19 protein-coding genes and 2 tRNA genes are annotated in these 18682 nt (G+C 35.6%); 15 read left to right on the top strand and 6 right to left on the bottom strand.

All coding sequences use genetic code 11. From position 1 onward, the window contains the following. Positions 1–83 precede the first annotated feature (83 nt). Both ACTF48_RS01285 and ACTF48_RS01280 read right to left on the bottom strand, forming a co-directional pair. Positions 84–719 carry a hypothetical protein gene (locus ACTF48_RS01285; protein WP_438961324.1) on the bottom strand — a complete coding sequence of 212 codons (636 nt, stop codon included), beginning with the start codon at positions 717–719 and terminating at the stop codon, positions 84–86. Positions 720–879: 160 nt separating this feature from the next. Next, complete coding sequence (locus tag ACTF48_RS01280) at positions 880–1845, bottom strand: FKBP-type peptidyl-prolyl cis-trans isomerase (protein ID WP_438961323.1); 966 nt, start codon at positions 1843–1845, stop codon at positions 880–882. Between the two features lie 77 nt (positions 1846–1922). On the opposite strand from ACTF48_RS01280, the gene ACTF48_RS01275 reads away from it, so the two are divergent. Genes ACTF48_RS01275 through ACTF48_RS01265 form a run of 3 tightly spaced genes read left to right on the top strand, consistent with a single transcriptional unit; the run spans position 1923 to position 3381 of the window. Then, positions 1923–2303: an RNA-binding S4 domain-containing protein gene (locus ACTF48_RS01275; RefSeq protein ID WP_438961322.1), complete on the top strand. Its 381-nt coding sequence runs from the start codon at positions 1923–1925 to the stop codon at positions 2301–2303. Then, positions 2300–2887, top strand: a complete 588-nt coding sequence (locus tag ACTF48_RS01270) for a methyltransferase domain-containing protein (protein WP_438961321.1) — start codon at positions 2300–2302, stop codon at positions 2885–2887. The genes ACTF48_RS01275 and ACTF48_RS01270 overlap by 4 nt, the downstream gene beginning before the upstream one ends. Further along, positions 2887–3381, top strand: coding sequence for a phosphoribosyltransferase family protein (locus ACTF48_RS01265; protein WP_438961320.1), 495 nt, complete (start codon positions 2887–2889; stop codon positions 3379–3381). Before ACTF48_RS01270 ends, ACTF48_RS01265 begins: the two co-directional genes overlap by 1 nt. Here ACTF48_RS01265 and ACTF48_RS01260 read toward each other — a convergent pair. Beyond that, the gene (locus tag ACTF48_RS01260; RefSeq protein WP_438961319.1) at positions 3373–3891 is read right to left on the bottom strand and encodes a shikimate kinase; all 519 of its coding nucleotides are present in this window, start codon (positions 3889–3891) and stop codon (positions 3373–3375) included. The two genes, ACTF48_RS01265 and ACTF48_RS01260, sit on opposite strands and share 9 nt — an antisense overlap. Positions 3892–4007: 116 nt before the next feature. Here ACTF48_RS01260 and ACTF48_RS01255 point away from each other — a divergent pair. From ACTF48_RS01255 to ACTF48_RS01215, 9 genes are all read left to right on the top strand, one after another. Further along, positions 4008–4080, top strand: a tRNA-Lys gene (locus ACTF48_RS01255). A gap of 51 nt (positions 4081–4131) precedes the next feature. Then, a tRNA-Leu gene (locus tag ACTF48_RS01250) sits at positions 4132–4214 on the top strand. A 168-nt stretch (positions 4215–4382) separates the two neighbouring features. After that, positions 4383–5294: a MerR family transcriptional regulator gene (locus ACTF48_RS01245; protein WP_438961318.1), complete on the top strand. Its 912-nt coding sequence runs from the start codon at positions 4383–4385 to the stop codon at positions 5292–5294. After that, positions 5291–6751, top strand: a complete 1461-nt coding sequence (locus ACTF48_RS01240; protein ID WP_438961317.1) for a phytoene desaturase family protein — start codon at positions 5291–5293, stop codon at positions 6749–6751. Before ACTF48_RS01245 ends, ACTF48_RS01240 begins: the two co-directional genes overlap by 4 nt. A gap of 2 nt (positions 6752–6753) precedes the next feature. Beyond that, the gene (locus tag ACTF48_RS01235) at positions 6754–7593 is read left to right on the top strand and encodes a phytoene/squalene synthase family protein (RefSeq protein WP_438961316.1); all 840 of its coding nucleotides are present in this window, start codon (positions 6754–6756) and stop codon (positions 7591–7593) included. Continuing rightward, positions 7594–8040: a beta-carotene hydroxylase gene (locus tag ACTF48_RS01230; RefSeq protein WP_438961315.1), complete on the top strand. Its 447-nt coding sequence runs from the start codon at positions 7594–7596 to the stop codon at positions 8038–8040. Then, positions 8041–9501 (top strand): 1-hydroxycarotenoid 3,4-desaturase CrtD, encoded by a 1461-nt coding sequence (crtD, locus tag ACTF48_RS01225; RefSeq protein ID WP_438961314.1) that lies wholly within the window; start codon positions 8041–8043, stop codon positions 9499–9501. It abuts the gene before it with no gap. Then, a complete protein-coding gene (locus tag ACTF48_RS01220) occupies positions 9498–10121 on the top strand; it encodes a carotenoid biosynthesis protein (protein ID WP_438961313.1) in 624 nt (207 codons plus the stop codon). Before crtD ends, ACTF48_RS01220 begins: the two co-directional genes overlap by 4 nt. Then, positions 10100–11251: a lycopene cyclase family protein gene (locus ACTF48_RS01215; RefSeq protein ID WP_438961312.1), complete on the top strand. Its 1152-nt coding sequence runs from the start codon at positions 10100–10102 to the stop codon at positions 11249–11251. Before ACTF48_RS01220 ends, ACTF48_RS01215 begins: the two co-directional genes overlap by 22 nt. Here the strand turns inward: ACTF48_RS01215 and ACTF48_RS01210 are convergent. After that, positions 11243–11950, bottom strand: coding sequence for a DUF3291 domain-containing protein (locus tag ACTF48_RS01210; RefSeq protein ID WP_438961311.1), 708 nt, complete (start codon positions 11948–11950; stop codon positions 11243–11245). The two genes, ACTF48_RS01215 and ACTF48_RS01210, sit on opposite strands and share 9 nt — an antisense overlap. A 218-nt stretch (positions 11951–12168) precedes the next feature. Here ACTF48_RS01210 and ACTF48_RS01205 point away from each other — a divergent pair, with 218 nt between their 5' ends. From ACTF48_RS01205 to miaA, 3 genes are read left to right on the top strand one after another with little or no spacing between them, the layout of a single operon-like run. Next, positions 12169–14583, top strand: a complete 2415-nt coding sequence (locus ACTF48_RS01205; protein ID WP_438961310.1) for an alpha-ketoacid dehydrogenase subunit alpha/beta — start codon at positions 12169–12171, stop codon at positions 14581–14583. Beyond that, entirely contained in the window at positions 14583–15443 is an 861-nt protein-coding gene (locus ACTF48_RS01200; RefSeq protein ID WP_438961309.1) for an ion transporter, read from the top strand. The genes ACTF48_RS01205 and ACTF48_RS01200 overlap by 1 nt, the downstream gene beginning before the upstream one ends. Beyond that, on the top strand, positions 15436–16353 hold the full coding sequence (gene miaA / locus ACTF48_RS01195) for a tRNA (adenosine(37)-N6)-dimethylallyltransferase MiaA (RefSeq protein WP_438961308.1): 918 nt from the start codon (positions 15436–15438) through the stop codon (positions 16351–16353). The genes ACTF48_RS01200 and miaA overlap by 8 nt, the downstream gene beginning before the upstream one ends. 3 nt (positions 16354–16356) lie before the next feature. Here miaA and ACTF48_RS01190 read toward each other — a convergent pair whose 3' ends face one another. After that, positions 16357–17073: a response regulator transcription factor gene (locus ACTF48_RS01190; RefSeq protein ID WP_438961307.1), complete on the bottom strand. Its 717-nt coding sequence runs from the start codon at positions 17071–17073 to the stop codon at positions 16357–16359. 4 nt (positions 17074–17077) lie between these two features. After that, complete coding sequence (locus tag ACTF48_RS01185; RefSeq protein ID WP_438961306.1) at positions 17078–18622, bottom strand: sensor histidine kinase; 1545 nt, start codon at positions 18620–18622, stop codon at positions 17078–17080. Positions 18623–18682: the final 60 nt, after the last annotated feature.

Raw genomic sequence — 18682 nt, 5'->3', positions numbered from 1 at the left:
AGAGCTATGAACTCTAAGGATTTTTTTTTGCTTGCTTTACCCATTAGTTGTTGAGATGCATGGTTAATACTTTCATAAAGCTATTAGAAACGATAAGAAAGTTTAGGTAACAGAGAAAAAGTATTCAAATCTTTGGTGGTTCCACGCTCCATTTTAAACGGTGTATAATGAGTATCTAGTGATAGTTGAACAATGGATTTATCTCTAAAGCTAAAAGTATAAGATATTCCAGGTGCAACTAAAAATGAGTTGATATTATCATAATCGAGAACCTCATCTCCAGCACTTGTGACCGGATCTAAAAAAATGGAAGATATTCCTAGTCCAAAATGAAGCTCTAATCGATTACGATCCTTTTCCCAAATGTACTTATTAAGTTTTACAAAAGCATTAAGTACCGTTGTAGCCTCAATCTCAAAATCTGAATTATCTTCTCTTAACAAAAAGTAATTCTCTTGTTGTGGAACCACTAACTGAATTCCTAACTCAAAACTCCTACTGTAGGACTCATCTGGGATTACAATAGATAGATCAAAGAATGGAGAGTTATTTAAAAATTTAGAAAGATTCCCTGTAGGCATCCAGTACCCTGCACCTATTTTAATATAAGGGATATTCTGGTTAAGCGTTACATCACCTGATGTAGTTCTTGATTCAGTCTGTGCTAAGCAACAAAGTGAAAGAAATAATGTAATAATAGAAACAGCAATAGTTTTCATAATCTTAAGTTTTAAATTCAAGACAATGATATTGTGTATTTCACATAAAATATAGCGACAATAATAATTTATGAAAAAATATTTTGTGATATTCACAAAATTAAGGGTATAAAAAAACCTCAATTAAATTGAGGTTTTATGAGTCATCGATATTGAGTCCTTAAGTCGTAGGCACAATCGCTGTGTCAGCATCGAGATAGTCTGGAATAGTGTCACCATCTGTATCTCTAGCGTCACTAGGATCACCATCGCCATTAGGATCAGGATCTTCATCTTTAGTAAGCACACCATCATTATCATCGTCAGCATCTAAATAATCAAAACGACCTACTAAATCTTCGTCAGTATTATCAGCATTATCTAGTGATCTAAGATTACGATCACCATTTAAATCTTCAAACTTTGAAAAAACACCATCACCATCATGGTCAGTAGTCTTAGCAGCACGTAATTGAAAAGTAAATATTAAGGGTGAATATGAAGGAATATTAGATCGAGCACTTGAAAAATACCCTACTCCTGATGGCATGAAAACAGCTCCTACTCCACTGTCATTATAAGACAGAGTTCCATCAGCTTGTGGTGTTATAGATGCGGCTCCATTAAATTGTGAAACACCTTCCATAAATCCACTTACTACACTAGGTAAATCAAACCATACAGCATTTACAGATGCATCAAAAACTACCTGATCATACACATCAGGATCTTCACTAACTAATTCTTTATCTAGCCTATAACCTTTATAACTCACTAGCGCACTGTCTGCAAATGTAGGAGATGTTGCGCCACCACCTTGTCTTACATTTAAGGTATATATGGTATAGTCTATTCCTTCACGAGTAAGAATTGAACTAGTCACTTGCTGGGAAAGTGGAGTCTTATTTGCATTTACACCTACTAGAGAATCTAATTTAATTTCAAAATCTGCTCCAGCTGGATGAGTGGCATACTCCTCATAATTCCAAAAATGAGAGTTTAGGTACTCCTGTAATTTAATTTGATCTTCTGCATCAACTTCAGAACGGTCTCTTTCAGAAATCCTAGTTGTATCATCATCGGGTCCACAAGCTACAACAACAGAAATAATGGCTGTAAGTATTAATAAATAATTTAACTTTTTCATCTACATTTTTTTAATCGTTCAAAGATAGTATTTTCTAGTACTTTTGTTGAGATTAACGCTTAATTAAAGCTTCTGTTATGCGAGTAGATAAATATTTATGGGCAACGCGATACTTTAAAACGAGAAGTAAAGCTACTGACGCTTCAAAAAAAGGCCGCATTAGAGTAAATGACGCTATCGTTAAACCAGCAAGAGATGTTTATCCTGGAGACATTATTAAACTGCGTAAAGACCAGATAGACTACGTTATTGAAGTAATTGATCTACCACCCAGCAGAGTAGGCAATAAATTAGTAGATCTTTATAGAGTAGATAGAACTCCCAAAGAGAATTTTGAAGCCAGAAAAATGATTGAACTCAACCAAGATTATTACAGACGTAAAGGAGAAGGAAGACCTACTAAAAAAGACCGCCGTGATTTAAGTGACCTTTTAAGGCAACAAGATGAAGAAGAATGAAGAGTCTAAATCAAGAATACTGGCAAAACCGATATAAAAACCACCAAACAGGCTGGGATCTAGGTATTATTTCAACTCCTATTAAGGAATATGTAGACCACATCAAGGATAAAAAAATAAAAATCCTTATTCCAGGAGCTGGTAATGCTCATGAGGCCTTATACCTTTATCAACAAGGATTTAAAGATTTGCACATATTAGACATTGCTTCAAACCCATTAAATAACGCAAAAAATAATATTCCAGATCTACCAGAACATTCTTTTATTCAGCAAGACTTTTTTCAGCATTCAGGCAGCTATGACCTTATTATAGAACAAACTTTTTTTTGTGCAGTAGAACCACGCTTTCGCGAAAGCTACGTGAAACAGGCCTACAGTTTATTAAATGAAAATGGTGTAATAGCGGGAGTTATGTTTAATTTTGAACAGCATCAAGAAGGACCTCCGTTTAGCGGAAGTAAAGAAGAATATAAAGAACTCTTTAAACCCTATTTTGAAATCCTTATTATGGAGACCTGTTATAACTCAGTTACTAGTAGGCCAAAAAAAGAACTTTTTATTAAACTCATAAAGAAGAAATAATGGAAACTAAAATCCTTAACCACGATCAAGTAAAAAATAAAATAAAACGCATCTCCTATCAAATCGCTGAGGTTTATTTTAATCATGATCAAATCGTACTGGCAGGAATTAGTGAAGGTGGTTATGTATTTGCAAAAAAGCTTAAAACTTCTTTATCTAAAATAGTGAGTAGTAAAATAATTCTATGCAAAGTAGAGATGGATAAATCAAACCCATTAAAAGGTGTAACCACATCCCTAAAACCAGAGGAATACACAAATAAAGGAGTAGTGTTATGTGATGATGTCTTAAATAGTGGTACTACCTTAATATATGGAGTAAAACATTTTCTAGAAGTACCTCTAGACCGCTTTAAAACTGCTGTACTAGTTAACAGGAATCACAAAAAATATCCCGTTAAGGCTGATTTTAAAGGAATCTCTCTTTCCACCACGATGCAAGAGCATATTGAAGTTAATATAAACGCAGAACCATACAGTGTTGTTTTAAAATAGACCACTAATTGCGTTTTGAGCAATTTGCTCTACCGTCTTATGATTTACATTTATCTTTTTAGTGGCACTCAAATAAAAAGGTCTTCTCTCAAATAAATGTTTTGCGATAAACTCCTCTAAATCTTCCCTTTTCTTAATACCAGAAATAAGTGGGCGATTCATTCTGTTATCCCATAACCTTTCTACTAGTGAATCAATAGAAGCTTCTAAATAATAAGATTGAATAAAAGACTTCGTAGAGAGCAATTCCATATTATTATAATAACAAGGTGTCCCACCGCCTAAACTTAAAACTACTTTTTGGTCTCCTTCTATGATAGATTTCAGACACTCATTTTCCCTTTTTCTGAAATAAATGGGCCCTTTTTTAGAAAAAATTTCTGGAATAGACATTTTTTCTTCCTGCTCTATAAAATGATCCAAATCTATAAACCGATGCCCTAACAACTCACTAACTCTCTGTCCTACAACAGATTTACCACTCCCCATATAACCTATAAAAACTAACATTTAGAACTAAATTTACACTTGTAAAAAGCAATTATTAAATATTTCAAATTTATAACAATAAATAAGGTGAGATTTAAAATTAGGTTATATATTTGCACCCGCAATTAAGCAATACCGATCTGGTAGCTCAGTTGGCAGAGCATCTCCCTTTTAAGGAGAGGGTCCTGGGTTCGAGCCCCAGCCAGATCACAAGATTACAATTCTCAAAAAAGTCCTTAAATTATTAAGGGCTTTTTTAATACCCGAGTGCTGGAATTGGTAGACAGGCACGGTTGAGGGCCGTGTGTGCTAGTCACGTGTGGGTTCAAGTCCCATCTCGGGTACAAAATCAGGCATTAAGCCTGATTTTTTTTATACCTAAAACCATTACTTTTTCTACTGAGCACTATTTCTGTTAAATAAATGGCAAAATGTAGAACTTTAACTCAGAAACATCAAACACTTTCTAATTTTGTTTAACTTTACCACTCTAAAGATAAAACAGAAATATTTTGATAAAAAGTAAGTTTAGCATTAAAGATCTTGAAAATCTTAGCGGTATAAAAGCTCACACCATTAGAATATGGGAAAAGAGATATGGACTACTATCACCAGATCGTACAGACACTAACATAAGGAACTACGACTTAGAATCTCTTCAAAAGATTCTAAATATTTCTTATTTGCGTAATGTAGGTATAAAGATATCAGCAATAGCAGATTTAACAAAAGAGGAAATCGATTCTCAAGTACGCAGCTATGCTCAACGAAACAATAAAAACGATCACGCTATCCAAGAATTAAAATTGGCTATGGTTAATTTTGACCAGCAAATGTTCCAAAGAGTGTATAAAAGCTCTCTTGACGAGTTTGGCTTTTCAGGTGTTTTTTACAATCTTTTTGTACCATTTCTTGAGGAATTAGGGTACCTGTGGCAATCTAAAACTATTAATTTAGCGCACGAGCATTTTATAAGTCACTTGATTAAACAAAAACTACTTATCAATTTAGAACTCTTACAGTATCAACGACCACATGATCAAGAAGAGGTTTATATTTTATTCCTACCAGAAAATGAAATGCATGATTTAGGATTACTTTTCCTGAATTATGAATTATTAAAAAGAGGCTGTAACACCATTTACTTAGGAGCTAGCATGATGCTTGAATCACTTCCTTTCTTCAAAAACAAGGAAGCTAAGCCTACCTACATAACCTACATTACGGTACAACCTACAGAAAAACAATTACCATCATTTTTAAAGCAATTTGACCGTAAAGTAGCAAATGGAGATGATGTAGAGCTATGGGTTTTAGGGCAGCTCGCACAAAAAATAAAAGAAAAAGATTTAAAACATAATCAAAAAGTCTTCAAAGGTATCTCTGAAGTTATTGAAAGAATTCCTGATTTAATAAAAGCATGAGTAAAAAAATAGCAGTAATAGGATCCGGTTTTTCTTCGCTTTCCGCAGCATGTTATCTTGCACAAGCAGGAAATGACGTTACCATTTATGAAAAAAATGATACCGTAGGTGGTAGGGCTAGAAGACTCATAAAAGATGGTTTTACTTTTGACATAGGACCTTCTTGGTACTGGATGCCCGATATTTTTGAGCGATTTTTTGCAGATTTTGGTAAAAAGCCTTCAGACTATTATCAATTAGATAAATTAAGCCCTGCCTACACAGTAGTTTTTAAAGATGAAACTATTGAGATAGGTGATAATTTAGAAACTATAAAAAATACCTTTGAAAGAATTGAACCTGGAAGTTCTAAACCCTTACAGCAATTCATAGATAAAGCTGAAGAAAACTATGAAATCGCTATTAAAAACTTAGTCTACAGACCAGGTGAATCACCTTTAGAATTAGTAACGCCACAAACCGCAAAAAAGGTAGGCGCTTTTCTAAGTAACGTTTCTAGAGATGTGCGTAAAAAATTCACAAACCCTAAACTAGTTTCGATTTTAGAATTCCCTGTATTATTTTTAGGTGCTACTCCACAAAATACACCTAGCTTCTATAATTTTATGAACTATGCAGATTTTGGTCTAGGTACATGGCATCCTAAAGGTGGTATGTATGAAGTAATTGTAGCTATGGAAAAACTCGCAAAAGAATTAGGAGTTACTATAAATACTAACGCAGCAGTTTCTGAAATTCAAGTTGACGATAAAAATCAAACCACAGGTATCGTTGTAAATGGTAAGCAGCTGGATTACAAAACAGTACTCTCAGGTGCAGATTATCATCACTCTGAAACCTTATTACCTCAAAAAAACAGACAATACTCTGAGGAGTACTGGAAAAAGAAAACCTTTGCGCCTAGCTCGTTAATCTTCTATGTAGGCTTTGATAAAAAACTTAAAAACATACAACATCACAACCTGTTTTTTGATACAGATTTTGAAAAACATGCTCATGAAATCTATGAAGATGCTAAGTGGCCAGAAGACCCTTTATTTTATGCAAACTTCACCTCATTAACAGATGATAGCACAGCTCCAGAAGGTTGTGAAAATGGATTTTTCTTAATACCACTAGCACCAGGACTTGAAGATACTCCAGAGCTCAGGGAAAAGTACTTTGACATTATCATGAAAAGATTTGAAAAACGTACCGACCAAAACGTTACAAACCATATTTTATTTAAAGAATCCTTTTGTGTAAACGACTTTAAGTCAGAATACAATAGCTATAAAGGGAATGCATATGGTATGGCAAACACCCTATTACAAACCGCTTTTTTACGACCTAATTTAAAAAGTAAAAAAGTAAAAAATTTATATTTTACTGGTCAGCTTACCGTTCCAGGACCTGGAGTTCCTCCTTCTCTTATTTCTGGAAAACTGGTAGCAGATCTTATTAAAAAATACTCCTAATTATGAAAAGCTTATTCGACAAGGTTTCCAGACAGTGCAGCAAAGCTGTAACAAATAATTACAGTACTTCATTTTCTCTAGCAAGTAAAATGTTAGGACCATCTATAAGACAAGATATTCATAATATTTATGGGTTTGTAAGATTTGCAGACGAGATCGTAGACTCCTTCCATGATTATGATAAGAGAACCTTACTAGAGCGTTTTGAAGCAGACCTTAAAAATGCTATTGAAGATAAAATCAGTTTAAACCCTATTTTAAACTCTTTTCAAGAAACCGTAAACAAGTACGACATCACTCCAGACATGTATGAAGCATTTATTCACAGCATGAGACTGGACCTGGATAAGTCTGTTTATCTTACTGATGAGGAATATAAAAACTACATCTACGGTAGTGCAGATGTTGTAGGACTCATGTCTTTAAAAGTATTTGTAAAAGGTGATCAAGCAAAATATGATGATCTCAAAGAAGACGCTATGAGATTAGGTAGCGCTTTTCAAAAAGTTAACTTTTTACGTGACCTTAAAGCAGATCTGGACGTATTAGAAAGAAGTTACTTCCCTAATACTGATTTACAAGACCTTTCTGAAGAAGATAAAGCAAGACTTATTCAAGAGATAAAAGAAGATTTTGACGCAGGACTAAAAGGAATACAGCGATTACCCGTAGAAGCTAAACTAGGTGTTTACACCGCTTACGTTTATTACCGCAGGTTATTAACCAGACTAGAACGCACACCTTCTAAAGAAATAAGAAATGCCCGTATAAGAGTACCTAATTATGAAAAAATAGGTTTACTTGCAAAAGGATATGTAAGCTATCGTTTAAATTTGATTTAAATGGAAATACTTTATTGGATACTGATCTTTCTCGCTACTTTTTGTATTATGGAGTTTAATGCATGGTGGATGCATAAGTACGTCATGCACGGTTTTTTATGGAATCTTCATGAAGACCATCACCATAAAAAGCACGACAGCTGGTTTGAAAAAAACGATTTCTTTTTTGTCTTTTATGCCGTTATAAGTATAGGGCTTAAGGTGGCTCATAGCGAGTTAGACCTATGGTGGGCACTTCCCATGAGTGCAGGAATATTTGCTTATGGTGTCGCTTATTTTATAGTGCATGATATCTTTATTCATCAGCGATTTAAGTGGTTGCGCAAAGCAGATAATGTTTATGCAAGAGGTGTGCGCAGAGCTCACAAAATGCACCACAAACACATAGGAAAAGAAGACGGCGAGAACTTCGGGATGCTGGTCGTACCTTTCAAATATTTTAAATAAATGCCTACAGCCATAGTTATAGGTTCTGGTTTAGGTGGCCTAGCGACCGCATTAAGACTAGCCCATAAAGGGTATACTGTTACTGTTTTTGAACAAAACGATTATGCAGGCGGTAAGCTGCACGCTATAGAACAAGAAGGCTACCGTTTTGATTTAGGTCCTTCCCTATTTACCTTACCACATCTAGTAGATGAGTTGCACCAGCTTTTCCCACAGCACAAGATTAACTTTGACTATATAAAAAAAGAAATAGGCTGTCATTATTTCTGGGAAGATGGCACCGTTTTTCATGCTTATACTAACCAAGCAGATTTTATAGATCATGCAGGAGATGTATTTGTAGAACCTAGAAGTAAACTCATAAATTACCTCAAAAAAAGTAAGTCTAAATACGATCTGACCAAATCACTTTTTCTAGAAAAATCACTCCACAAATGGAGCACTTATCTATCAAAAGATACTTTTAAAGCAGTCCTTAACGCACCGTTTTTAGGATTAAACAATACCTTACATCAGGAAAACAGCAGTTTTACAAACCCTAAACTCACCCAACTTTTTAACCGCTACGCGACCTACAACGGCTCTTCACCATATAAAACTCCTGGAATTATGTCCATGATACCGCATCTGGAAATGGGAATCGGTACGTTTTATCCACATGGTGGCATGCACCGCATCTCACAATCGCTCTTTGAATTAGCACAAAAAGTAGGTGTGGAATTCCGCTTTCGCGAAAGCGTAACACAAATCAACCATGACCATAAAAAAGCAACTGGTGTAACTACTGAAAATGGAATTTTCCCATCAGATCTTGTAGTTTCTAATATGGATATTTATCCTACTTACAAAAAGTTGATCAAAGGTATCCATGAACCTAAAAAAACACTCGAGCAGGAACGTAGCAGTAGCGCTTTAATTTTCTATTGGGGTATAAATAGAGAGTTTCCAGAACTGGATTTGCACAACATACTGTTTAGCGAGGATTACCCTAGTGAGTTTGAGCATATTTTTGAGAAAAAATCCTTATCAAATGATCCTACAGTTTACATTAACATTACCAGTAAAGAAACCAAAACAGATGCACCTCAAGGCTGTGAGAACTGGTTTGTAATGATTAATGCTCCGGGAAATTATGACCAGAACTGGGAAGAACTGCTTAAAAATGCACGAGAAAATATAATTCTCAAAATTAATAAATGCCTTAAAACAGATATTTCTAAACACATCGCAACAGAGTACGTTCTAGACCCTAGAGGTATTGAAAAAAACACCAGCAGCTATCGTGGAGCGCTTTATGGAGCTGCAAGTAATGATAAATTTGCAGCCTTTTTAAGACATCCTAATTTTAATAAAAGACTTAAGAATTTGTACCACGTAGGTGGATCTGTTCATCCTGGTGGTGGGATTCCCTTATGTTTATTGAGCGCACAAATCACGGCAGATTTAATTCCACAAGCATGAATAAAACAGTAGCGATAATCATGTTATGGGTCATTCACGTGAGCGCCTTAATAGGTATCGCGATAGGAAATGCAGATTTTTTCTTCCCAAAATCTCCTTTCACCCTAATCTATCTCGCAGTACTAACCATTTGGTTTTTTCCTGTAAACAGTGTGAAAAAGATCGGGCTATTTCTCCTTTGTTTTAGCACTGGAATGGCTGTAGAATGGATAGGCGTTCATACGGGAACACTTTTTGGCGATTATCACTACGGCGTGAATATGGGATGGAAATTAGACGGTATTCCATATCTTATAGGTAGCAACTGGGCACTACTTACTTTCATCACGCATGAATTAAGTAGAAAATACATCTCTAACAAATGGTTCATCCCTATCGCTGGCGCATCGCTGATGGTCGCATTAGATTTTTTCCTAGAACAAATTTGTGATATTGCAGGATTTTGGCATTTTACCGGTGGCGCAGGCTGGTTCAATTACCTGTGCTGGTTCCTCATCGCAATGGTGCTGCACGCGATTTTACTGCGATTTAAACTTAAAGGTGATCTAAAAATATCACTTCATTTATATGTTGTTCAACTCATTTTTGCGATTGCCTTATGGATCATCATTACGATATAGCGATTATAGGAATGGGCTGTGCTGGCAGTCACGTTGTGCAAGAACTCATTGCCCAAAAGACAGAACTAAGCATCGTTATTATCGATGATTTTAAGGCTCAATCCCTAGAGAAAACATGGTCCTACTGGGAAAAAGGACCTGGCAAATGGGATCACCTCATCGCCCAAAGTTGGAATAAAGGTCTTTTTAAAATGCCCCATGAAACGATTGAACTGGATCTAGACTCTTATCTATATAAGACCCTAGAGAGTCGTGATTTTATCGCTTTCGCGAAAGCGGAATTAAAAAAAGCTTCTAATTTCACATTGATTGAAGAGCAAGTCCACCATGTTGAAAGTGATAAAGAAAAAGGCGCTTCAAAATGTGTTCATGTAGATTATACTACAGGAACATTAACCGCAAATCTAGTCCTAGATAGCCGTATAGACCCATCGTTTTTTAAAGATAGTGCTGCCGTTACTTTGCAACAGCATTTTAAAGGTTGGGTGATTAAAACAGAAAGTAAGGTTTTTAATCCAGAAGTTTTCACCATGATGGATTATAACCTTCAAGATACTGGAACCACTAGCTTTACTTATGTGTTACCTTATTCTACTAATGAGGCACTTGTTGAGTTTACTTATTTTTCCAAAGATATCGTAGCAAATGAAGTTTATGATGAGTTTTTAAAAACATACATTAAAGAAAAACTTCAAGTAGAACATTACGAGATTACTAAAACAGAGCAAGGCATTATTCCCATGTCCTCTTACAGATTTGAACAACATAACAAGGCTCGTGTTTATAAAATAGGAACTGCTGGTGGCTGGGTAAAACCTTCTACAGGCTATAGTTTTAAAATGAGTGAAAAAAAAGCCGCACAACTGGTCCACAATATCTTACATAAGAAGCCATTACATCATAAAATGAACTCAAAGAGATTTAGATTTTATGATGACATCATGCTGGATGTACTGCATAGTGATAATGCTCGTGGTGCTAACGTTTTTCATATTCTTTACAAGAAAAACAGTATTAAAAATATATTCAGCTTTCTAGACGAAGAAACCGTATTCAAACAAGAGTTAGGAATTATGTTCCCTATGACCTCTTATGCTTTTATAAAATCATTTTTTAAAAAGCTATTTTAAGTCTTCAGGTATTTTAAAATTCTCCCAGGAGCCAGTTATCTTATAAGGTTGAAACCTAGTAAATAATTCTTCTTTATACCATTGTAGCGCTTGGGTTTGCTGCACCGCATGCCTATGGTGCTCACTACGATAAGCAAACTTTTTAAGCGCTCTAGCGTCGTCCCAAAGGCTAAATGTAGCCATTTGTGTGAATGGCCGCTCTCCTACTCCAGCGGTAAATAACAAGTTAGGGTTATCAACTAAATCTAATTGGGAAGTAGGTACATAATCCCAAAATTTCTTGAGCATGTGCAGTTTAATAGTCGCTCTAGTAATTACAGATACATAAGCATTATTAGAATCTAGTGTATCGCTAGTTTCAAATGGATTCTTTTTAGACCACTGTCCATGAGCTTTAATACTTTTCATGTAAAAGGTAAGCTGCTGCTCACTATGGTTCTCATAACGTTTATAGATTTTTGAGTTTGTAAAAAAGTCTTTTGCTAGCTCTTCATGATCCCAGACTTGGAGCAATCCATAAACACTCCAGTCGGGTTTAGGATTGAAATTTTCCTTACCTGAACCTAGCAATTTATAAAACTGTAACCCTTTTACTTTTTTTAATGGGCCATGAGCAAATTGCATCATCCCAAAAGCCCATAGCTTATTTTTAAAGCTAGGATACTTAAAAAAGGTAAGTGTTGTAATTTGTTGAGACATATCATACAAAGATAGATGGCTACATTATTAAAATGGTTAATTTACTGTTGTAAATACGAGTTGAACTCCACGATTTTTTTAAGATATGATAAATCCAAAGTAATATTATACCTCTATACGTTTTATGAATCAGGTTAAAGCCCTAGTCTACTACAAGGATTTCGCCTATTGCAATTAGAAGGCTTAATCCCTACCTTTGCAATTATAGAAAAAGTGCTATGCAAACAGAAGGAATTCAAGATCAACAACTCGCTCAACCAGACTTTAAAGCAGAGGTTTTAAAGGATTATCGCATCGCTGTAACCAGCCGTGAATGTAGCCTTTTAGGACGTCGAGAAGTACTTACTGGAAAGGCTAAGTTTGGAATTTTTGGTGATGGTAAAGAAGTGCCACAGCTGGCATGGGCTAGAGCATTTGAAAACGGAGATTTCCGTAGTGGATATTATCGCGATCAAACTTTTATGATGGCGATAGGTGAATTATCTGTAGAACAGTTTTTTGCAGGATTATATGCAAATACAGATATTAAACAAGAACCTATGAGTGCTGGCCGCCAGATGGGTGGACACTTTGCCACGCACAGTTTAAATGAAGATGGTAGCTGGAAAAGACTCATAGACCAGAAAAATTCAAGCGCAGACATCTCTCCTACAGCTGGTCAAATGCCTCGTTTATTAGGACTAGCACAGGCTTCTAAAATCTATAGACACAATGACCTTATTCCAGTTGATAATGGATTCTCTAATAAAGGAAATGAAGTTGCATGGGGAACCATAGGAAATGCTAGTACCAGTGAAGGACATTTCTGGGAAACTTTTAATGCCGCTGGAGTTCTTCAAGTACCCATGGTCATAAGTGTATGGGATGATGATTATGGTATTTCAGTTCACGCTAGACATCAAACTACCAAAGAAAATATATCAAAAATACAAGCTGGTTTCCAGCGAGATGATCAAGATGCTGGTTATGAAATCATGACTGTAAAGGGATGGGATTATGTAACACTTGTAGAGACTTATGAAAAAGCAAGCCAACTAGCTCGTGAAGAACATGTCCCAGTAATGATTCATGTTCAAGAACTCACGCAGCCACAAGGGCATAGTACAAGTGGTTCTCATGAACGTTATAAAAGTGAAGATCGCCTAGAATGGGAACGCAATTATGATTGTAATGTACAGTTCCGCAAGTGGTTGATAGATAATAATTTTGCAACTGATGAAGAGTTATCTGAGCTTGAAAAAGAAATTAAAAAAGAGGTACGTGATGGTAAAAAAGCAGCGTGGTCTGCTTTTATAAATCCTATAGTTCAAGAACGTGATGCCGTTTTACCACTGCTCGATGCTGTTGCCGCACAATCTAATGATGGTGTGTTTATTAAACCGCTTATCGATAACTTAAGATCTACTAAGGAACCTATTAGAAAAGAAATTTTAGAAACGGTACGCAAAACATTAAGGTACACTTTAAAAGAAAGTAATAGCGCGATCACATCATTAAACGAGTGGCTCGATGGCTATCGCAAAGAAGTGCAAGATAAATACAGCAGCCACCTTCACAGCAGCTCAGATAAAGCTGCCGTGAACATTAAAGCTATTGCTCCTGTATATAACGACAGCTCAGAAGAAGTAGATGCTCGACTGGTTATGAGAGATAACTTTGACGCCATATTTGCTGCACGACCAGAGACCATGGTTTTTGGTGAAGATGCAGGAGAAATAGGTGATGTGAATCAAGGCCTAGAAGGAATGCAAGAGAAGTATGGTGAACTGCGCGTGTCTGACACAGGAATACGTGAAGCTACCATTTTAGGACAAGGAATAGGACTAGCCCTGCGTGGACTCAGACCTATTGCTGAGATTCAGTACCTGGATTACCTTCTCTACTGTTTACAAATAATGAGTGATGACCTTGCTACGGTTCAATATAGAACTGCTGGTAAACAAAAAGCTCCTGTGATTATAAGAACACGAGGTCACAGACTAGAAGGAATATGGCATAGTGGTTCTCCTATGGGTGGTATTATAAACATGGTCCGTGGAGTTCACGTACTCGTACCACGTAATATGACACAAGCTGCCGGTTTCTATAATACCATGTTAGAAAGTGATGAGCCAGCACTCATAGTAGAATGTTTAAATGGCTACAGACTAAAAGAAAAACTTCCGGAAAATCTAGGTGAGTTCAAAACTCCGGTAGGTAAAGTAGATGTCCTTAAAGAAGGTAAAGACATTACGGTTGTATCTTATGGCTCTACCTTAAGACTTATAGAAGAAGCAGCTGTAGAACTAGAACGCGCTGGAATAGATATAGAGATTATAGATATTCAATCTTTATTACCATTTGACTTAACTCAAGAGATTAAGGATAGTGTAGCAAAAACAAATCGTTTACTCGTGGTAGATGAAGATGTACCTGGTGGAGCTAGCGCATTTATTTTACAACAAATCGTAGATGAACAAGACGCCTGGAGATTTCTAGACAGTAAACCGCAAGCACTAGCTGCAAAAGCACACAGGCCAGCATATAGTACAGATGGAGATTACTTCTCTAAACCTAGTATAGATGATATCTTTGATAAAGTTTATGAGATTATGAATGAGGCTGATCCTACTAAATATCCTAAGAACTTTTAATGGAACCCATTAAAACAGCACCTGCATGGAAACGTAAAATTCATGAAGTTATTTATGAAGCAGACACACCTGCTGGGAAATTATTTGATTTAGTTTTACTAGTTATCATCATAGTAAGTTTGATTCTGGTAATGCTAGAGAGTGTACCTAGCCTAGGAAAAGAATATGCTGCTGAATTTATAATTGCAGAATGGGTCATCACTATCTTCTTTACTATAGAGTATTTCCTTAGGATTATTTCTATTAATAAACCTACTAAGTATATTTTCAGTTTTTATGGAATTATAGATTTACTTTCTACTATACCGTTATATCTAACATTTTTCTTTGGTGGTGTTAATGCCTTACTAGCAGTGCGCTCACTCAGACTTTTAAGAATTTTTAGAATTTTTAAAGTAACTAGATACATCGGTGCGGCAGATAAATTAAGTAAAGCTATTAAAGCCAGCGGACCTAAAATTGCTGTTTTTCTATTTGCCGTAATTGTCCTTTCTATCATCTTTGGCACCTTAATGTACCTTATAGAAGGTGAAGAACATGGATTTGACAGCATTCCTAAATCTATTTACTGGTGCATTGTAACTTTAACTACGGTAGGTTTTGGTGACATTGCTCCTGAAACACCATTAGGTCAGTTCATAGCGACCATAATTATGATTATGGGATATGGAATAATAGCAGTTCCTACTGGAATAGTAAGTGCAGAGTATGCCCAAGACCTCAAGGAGAAAGATACCACTCCAGCAGGAGACCTTAATTATAGACATGTAAACACGCAAGTTTGCCAGAACTGTTTATCAGACAAGCATCAGGACGCTGCTCAATTTTGTCACAATTGTGGCTATTCTTTAGATGACTAGCAAAACACTCATAGTAATCGTAGGGCCTACTGCTATAGGAAAAACTGCGTTGAGTATCGCTTTCGCGAAAGCGTATCAAACAGAAATATTATCATGTGACTCGAGACAGTTTTTTAAAGAAATGACTATAGGCACGGCAGTTCCTGAAACAGAAGAACTAGATGCAGCTCCACACCATTTTATTCAAAATTTAAGTATTCACGATTCTTATTCAGTAGGAGAATTTGAAAGAGACGCCATGTCTTTATTAGATCAATTATTTAATAAACAGGATATAGTAGTCATGGTAGGTGGCAGTGCTTTATATGAAAAAGCAGTGACTCATGGGTTAGATGACTTACCAGAAGTTCCAAAAGAAATTAACGAAAATGTCGAGCAGTTATTTGAAGAAAAAGGCATCAAAGCACTTCAAGAAGAATTAGAAAAATTAGATCCTCTGTATTACAAAAAGGTAGATTTACATAATCCACGCAGGCTCATGAGAGCTATCGCTATATGTAGAGCTACAGGTAAAACCTTTACTGAACTGCGGTCAGGCTCTAAGAAAAAGCGAAATTTCAAATTAATAAAAATAGGTTTAGAAGCTCCTAGAGAAGAACTCTATGAACGCATCAATAAAAGGGTGGATCTTATGATAAAAAGAGGCCTGATAGAAGAGGCGCAAGCCTTATTACCATTTCATGATTTAGTGAGTCTTAAAACGGTAGGCTATCAAGAGTTAATGCCTTACTTTAGAAAGGAATACGACCTTAATGAAGCGATTAGATTAATCAAAAGAAATTCTCGCCGCTTTGCCAAAAGACAGATGACATGGTACCGAAAAGATGATACGGTATTATGGTTTCCTTATAAAACTCGCCACACTGATATCGTGCAGCGAGTTCAGGAAAAACTTATGGATGGTAATTAAGATTTAGTAATCTACCTCATCCTTTACTAATAAACGGAAACCTTCTCCGTGTATGTTAACGATTTCTACATTCTCATCAGCCTTTAAGTATTTACGCAACTTTGCTATGTAAACATCCATACTACGTGATGTGAAGTAATTATCATCTCTCCATATCTTAGTTAATGCTAGTTCACGCGGCATTAAATCATTCAAGTGTAAGGCTAGTAAACGCAACAGTTCATTTTCTTTAGGTGATAATTTAATAGGTTCTGTATCTCCTAAGCTTAAGAATCTTAATTTAGAATTCAGGTGGAAGTTCCCTATCTTAAATTCAAATTCTTTAGAATCTGCAAGACTATCTGCTCCTTTACGCTGTATAATTGCCTTAATTTTCATGAGCAATACCTCGCTATCAAAAGGTTTGTTCAAATAGTCATCTGCTCCTACTTTATAACCTCTAAGAACATCTTCTTTCATAGCTTTGGCCGTTAAGAAAATGATAGGCACTTCTTCATTTTTTTCTCTAATTTCTTTGGCTAGGGTAAATCCGTCTTTATAAGGCATCATCACATCTAGGATACAAAGATCATAGTTGTCTTTTTTAAATTTTTCAAAACCTTCCATTCCGTTCTTTGCGTGCACTACGTCAAAGTCGTTCATCATTAGATAATCTTTTAATACAGTCCCAAAATTAGGGTCATCTTCTACGAGAAGAATTTTTTTGTTTACGGTTTCCATAAGTTTAAGTTATTAAGGGTAAATTAATTATAAATGTGCTTCCTAGGTCTTTTTCACTTTCTACATAAATTTCTCCATGATGGTCTTCAATAATTCGGTGCGCATAAGCGAGACCTAATCCATGTCCTTTTACATTGTGAATATTACCAGTGTGCTCTCTAAAAAATTTCTGGAATACTTTACGTTGAGCGGCTTTACTCATACCTATTCCTTGATCTTTTATTTTAATGACTATTTTATCTCTCACATTTTCAGTGTAGATATCTATAACCGGCGCTTGAGTTTCATCTGTGTATTTTATTGCGTTTTCTAGAACGTTTACAAAAACATTACTTAAATGGCTCTCATTTGCCAGGACTGTGGTACGCAAAGCACCAAAATGTCTGTGTAAAGAACCACCTCGCTGCTCTAAAATAAGAGCTATGTGAGAAATACTATCCTCTAAAACATCGTTAAGATCTAAATGTTCCTTCTCTATATCTAAGTCGTCCTTCTCGAGTTTAGAAATACGTAATACATTCTCCACTTGTGAGTGCATGCGTTTATTCTCCTCTCTAATCATTCTTAAATAGTTTGCAACCTTTTCTGGATCTGTACTTATTTTAGGGTGCTTTAATGAATCCAGTGCCAGATTAATGGTTGCAATAGGAGTTTTAAACTCATGCGTCATGTTATTAATGAAATCTGTTTTTATTTGAGAGATCTGTCGCTGCTTGAATAATTGAGATATTGCGCTAGAATAAGCGATAACTATAATTAAAGTAAATACTAAGGAAAGTCCTGCCATTCCCAGTATGGAAGATATTATAAACTTCTTGCGTCCCGGTAAATTAATATATAGATCATAGGACTGATCTAATTCATTATCAGTCTTAAAAACCGGATAGGTCCAGTTTGCATAAGCACTTAAATCAAAATTATCTGATTGAATCCTAGTAGGAAAACCATCTTGATAAATAGCATATTCAAAGGAAGAATTAATCTGTCGGTCTTTAAGTTCTTTTCTCAGTAATTCAGAAACTTGTTCTTTTGTAACTCTCTGTGTAATAGGCAAGCTGGCAGAGTAACCAGAGATGCGCTCCATAAACATTTTCCTTTCTAATTCATCCAGCTGACTGATACGCTCATAAGATTGTTCTAAACTTATAGAACTCCTATCTGGTGATTTACTGAGAGTGGTAGATTTAATACGTCTATTAATGAGTTTAGTAAAGGTGACACTATCCAGCTCCATATCTAGTAGCTGAGTATTGAGTTTATAATTCTCAATAACAGTACTACTGGAGTAAGAAGTATATTCATCTACATTTGCATCTCTTATTCTTAAAAGCAGTGATGTCATGTTCCTAGAGTCTGGTTTAAGTCCTAGACTATCCAGCGCTCTATCTACTTCTCGATAATAAAACTCTACCTCTTGATTTTCTATTTCTTTAGCGACGCTAGAAAGTGTTTGCTTTACTGCAAAAGAGAATTGTTCTTCTTTACTATTAATACTATCCACAATCCAGTAAATCTGAACCGCGATAATACCAGCTAAAGAAAGGCTCATTAAGCCTATTAGAATGTAAAGTAATCTTTGTTGCACATACAAATTTAACACTATCAAAAA

The sequence above is a fragment of the Nonlabens sp. genome (genome assembly GCF_965660805.1).
Taxonomy (GTDB): domain Bacteria; phylum Bacteroidota; class Bacteroidia; order Flavobacteriales; family Flavobacteriaceae; genus Nonlabens.
Note: the sequence above shows the minus strand (reverse complement) of the source record. Positions and strands in the feature narration are given on the sequence as shown.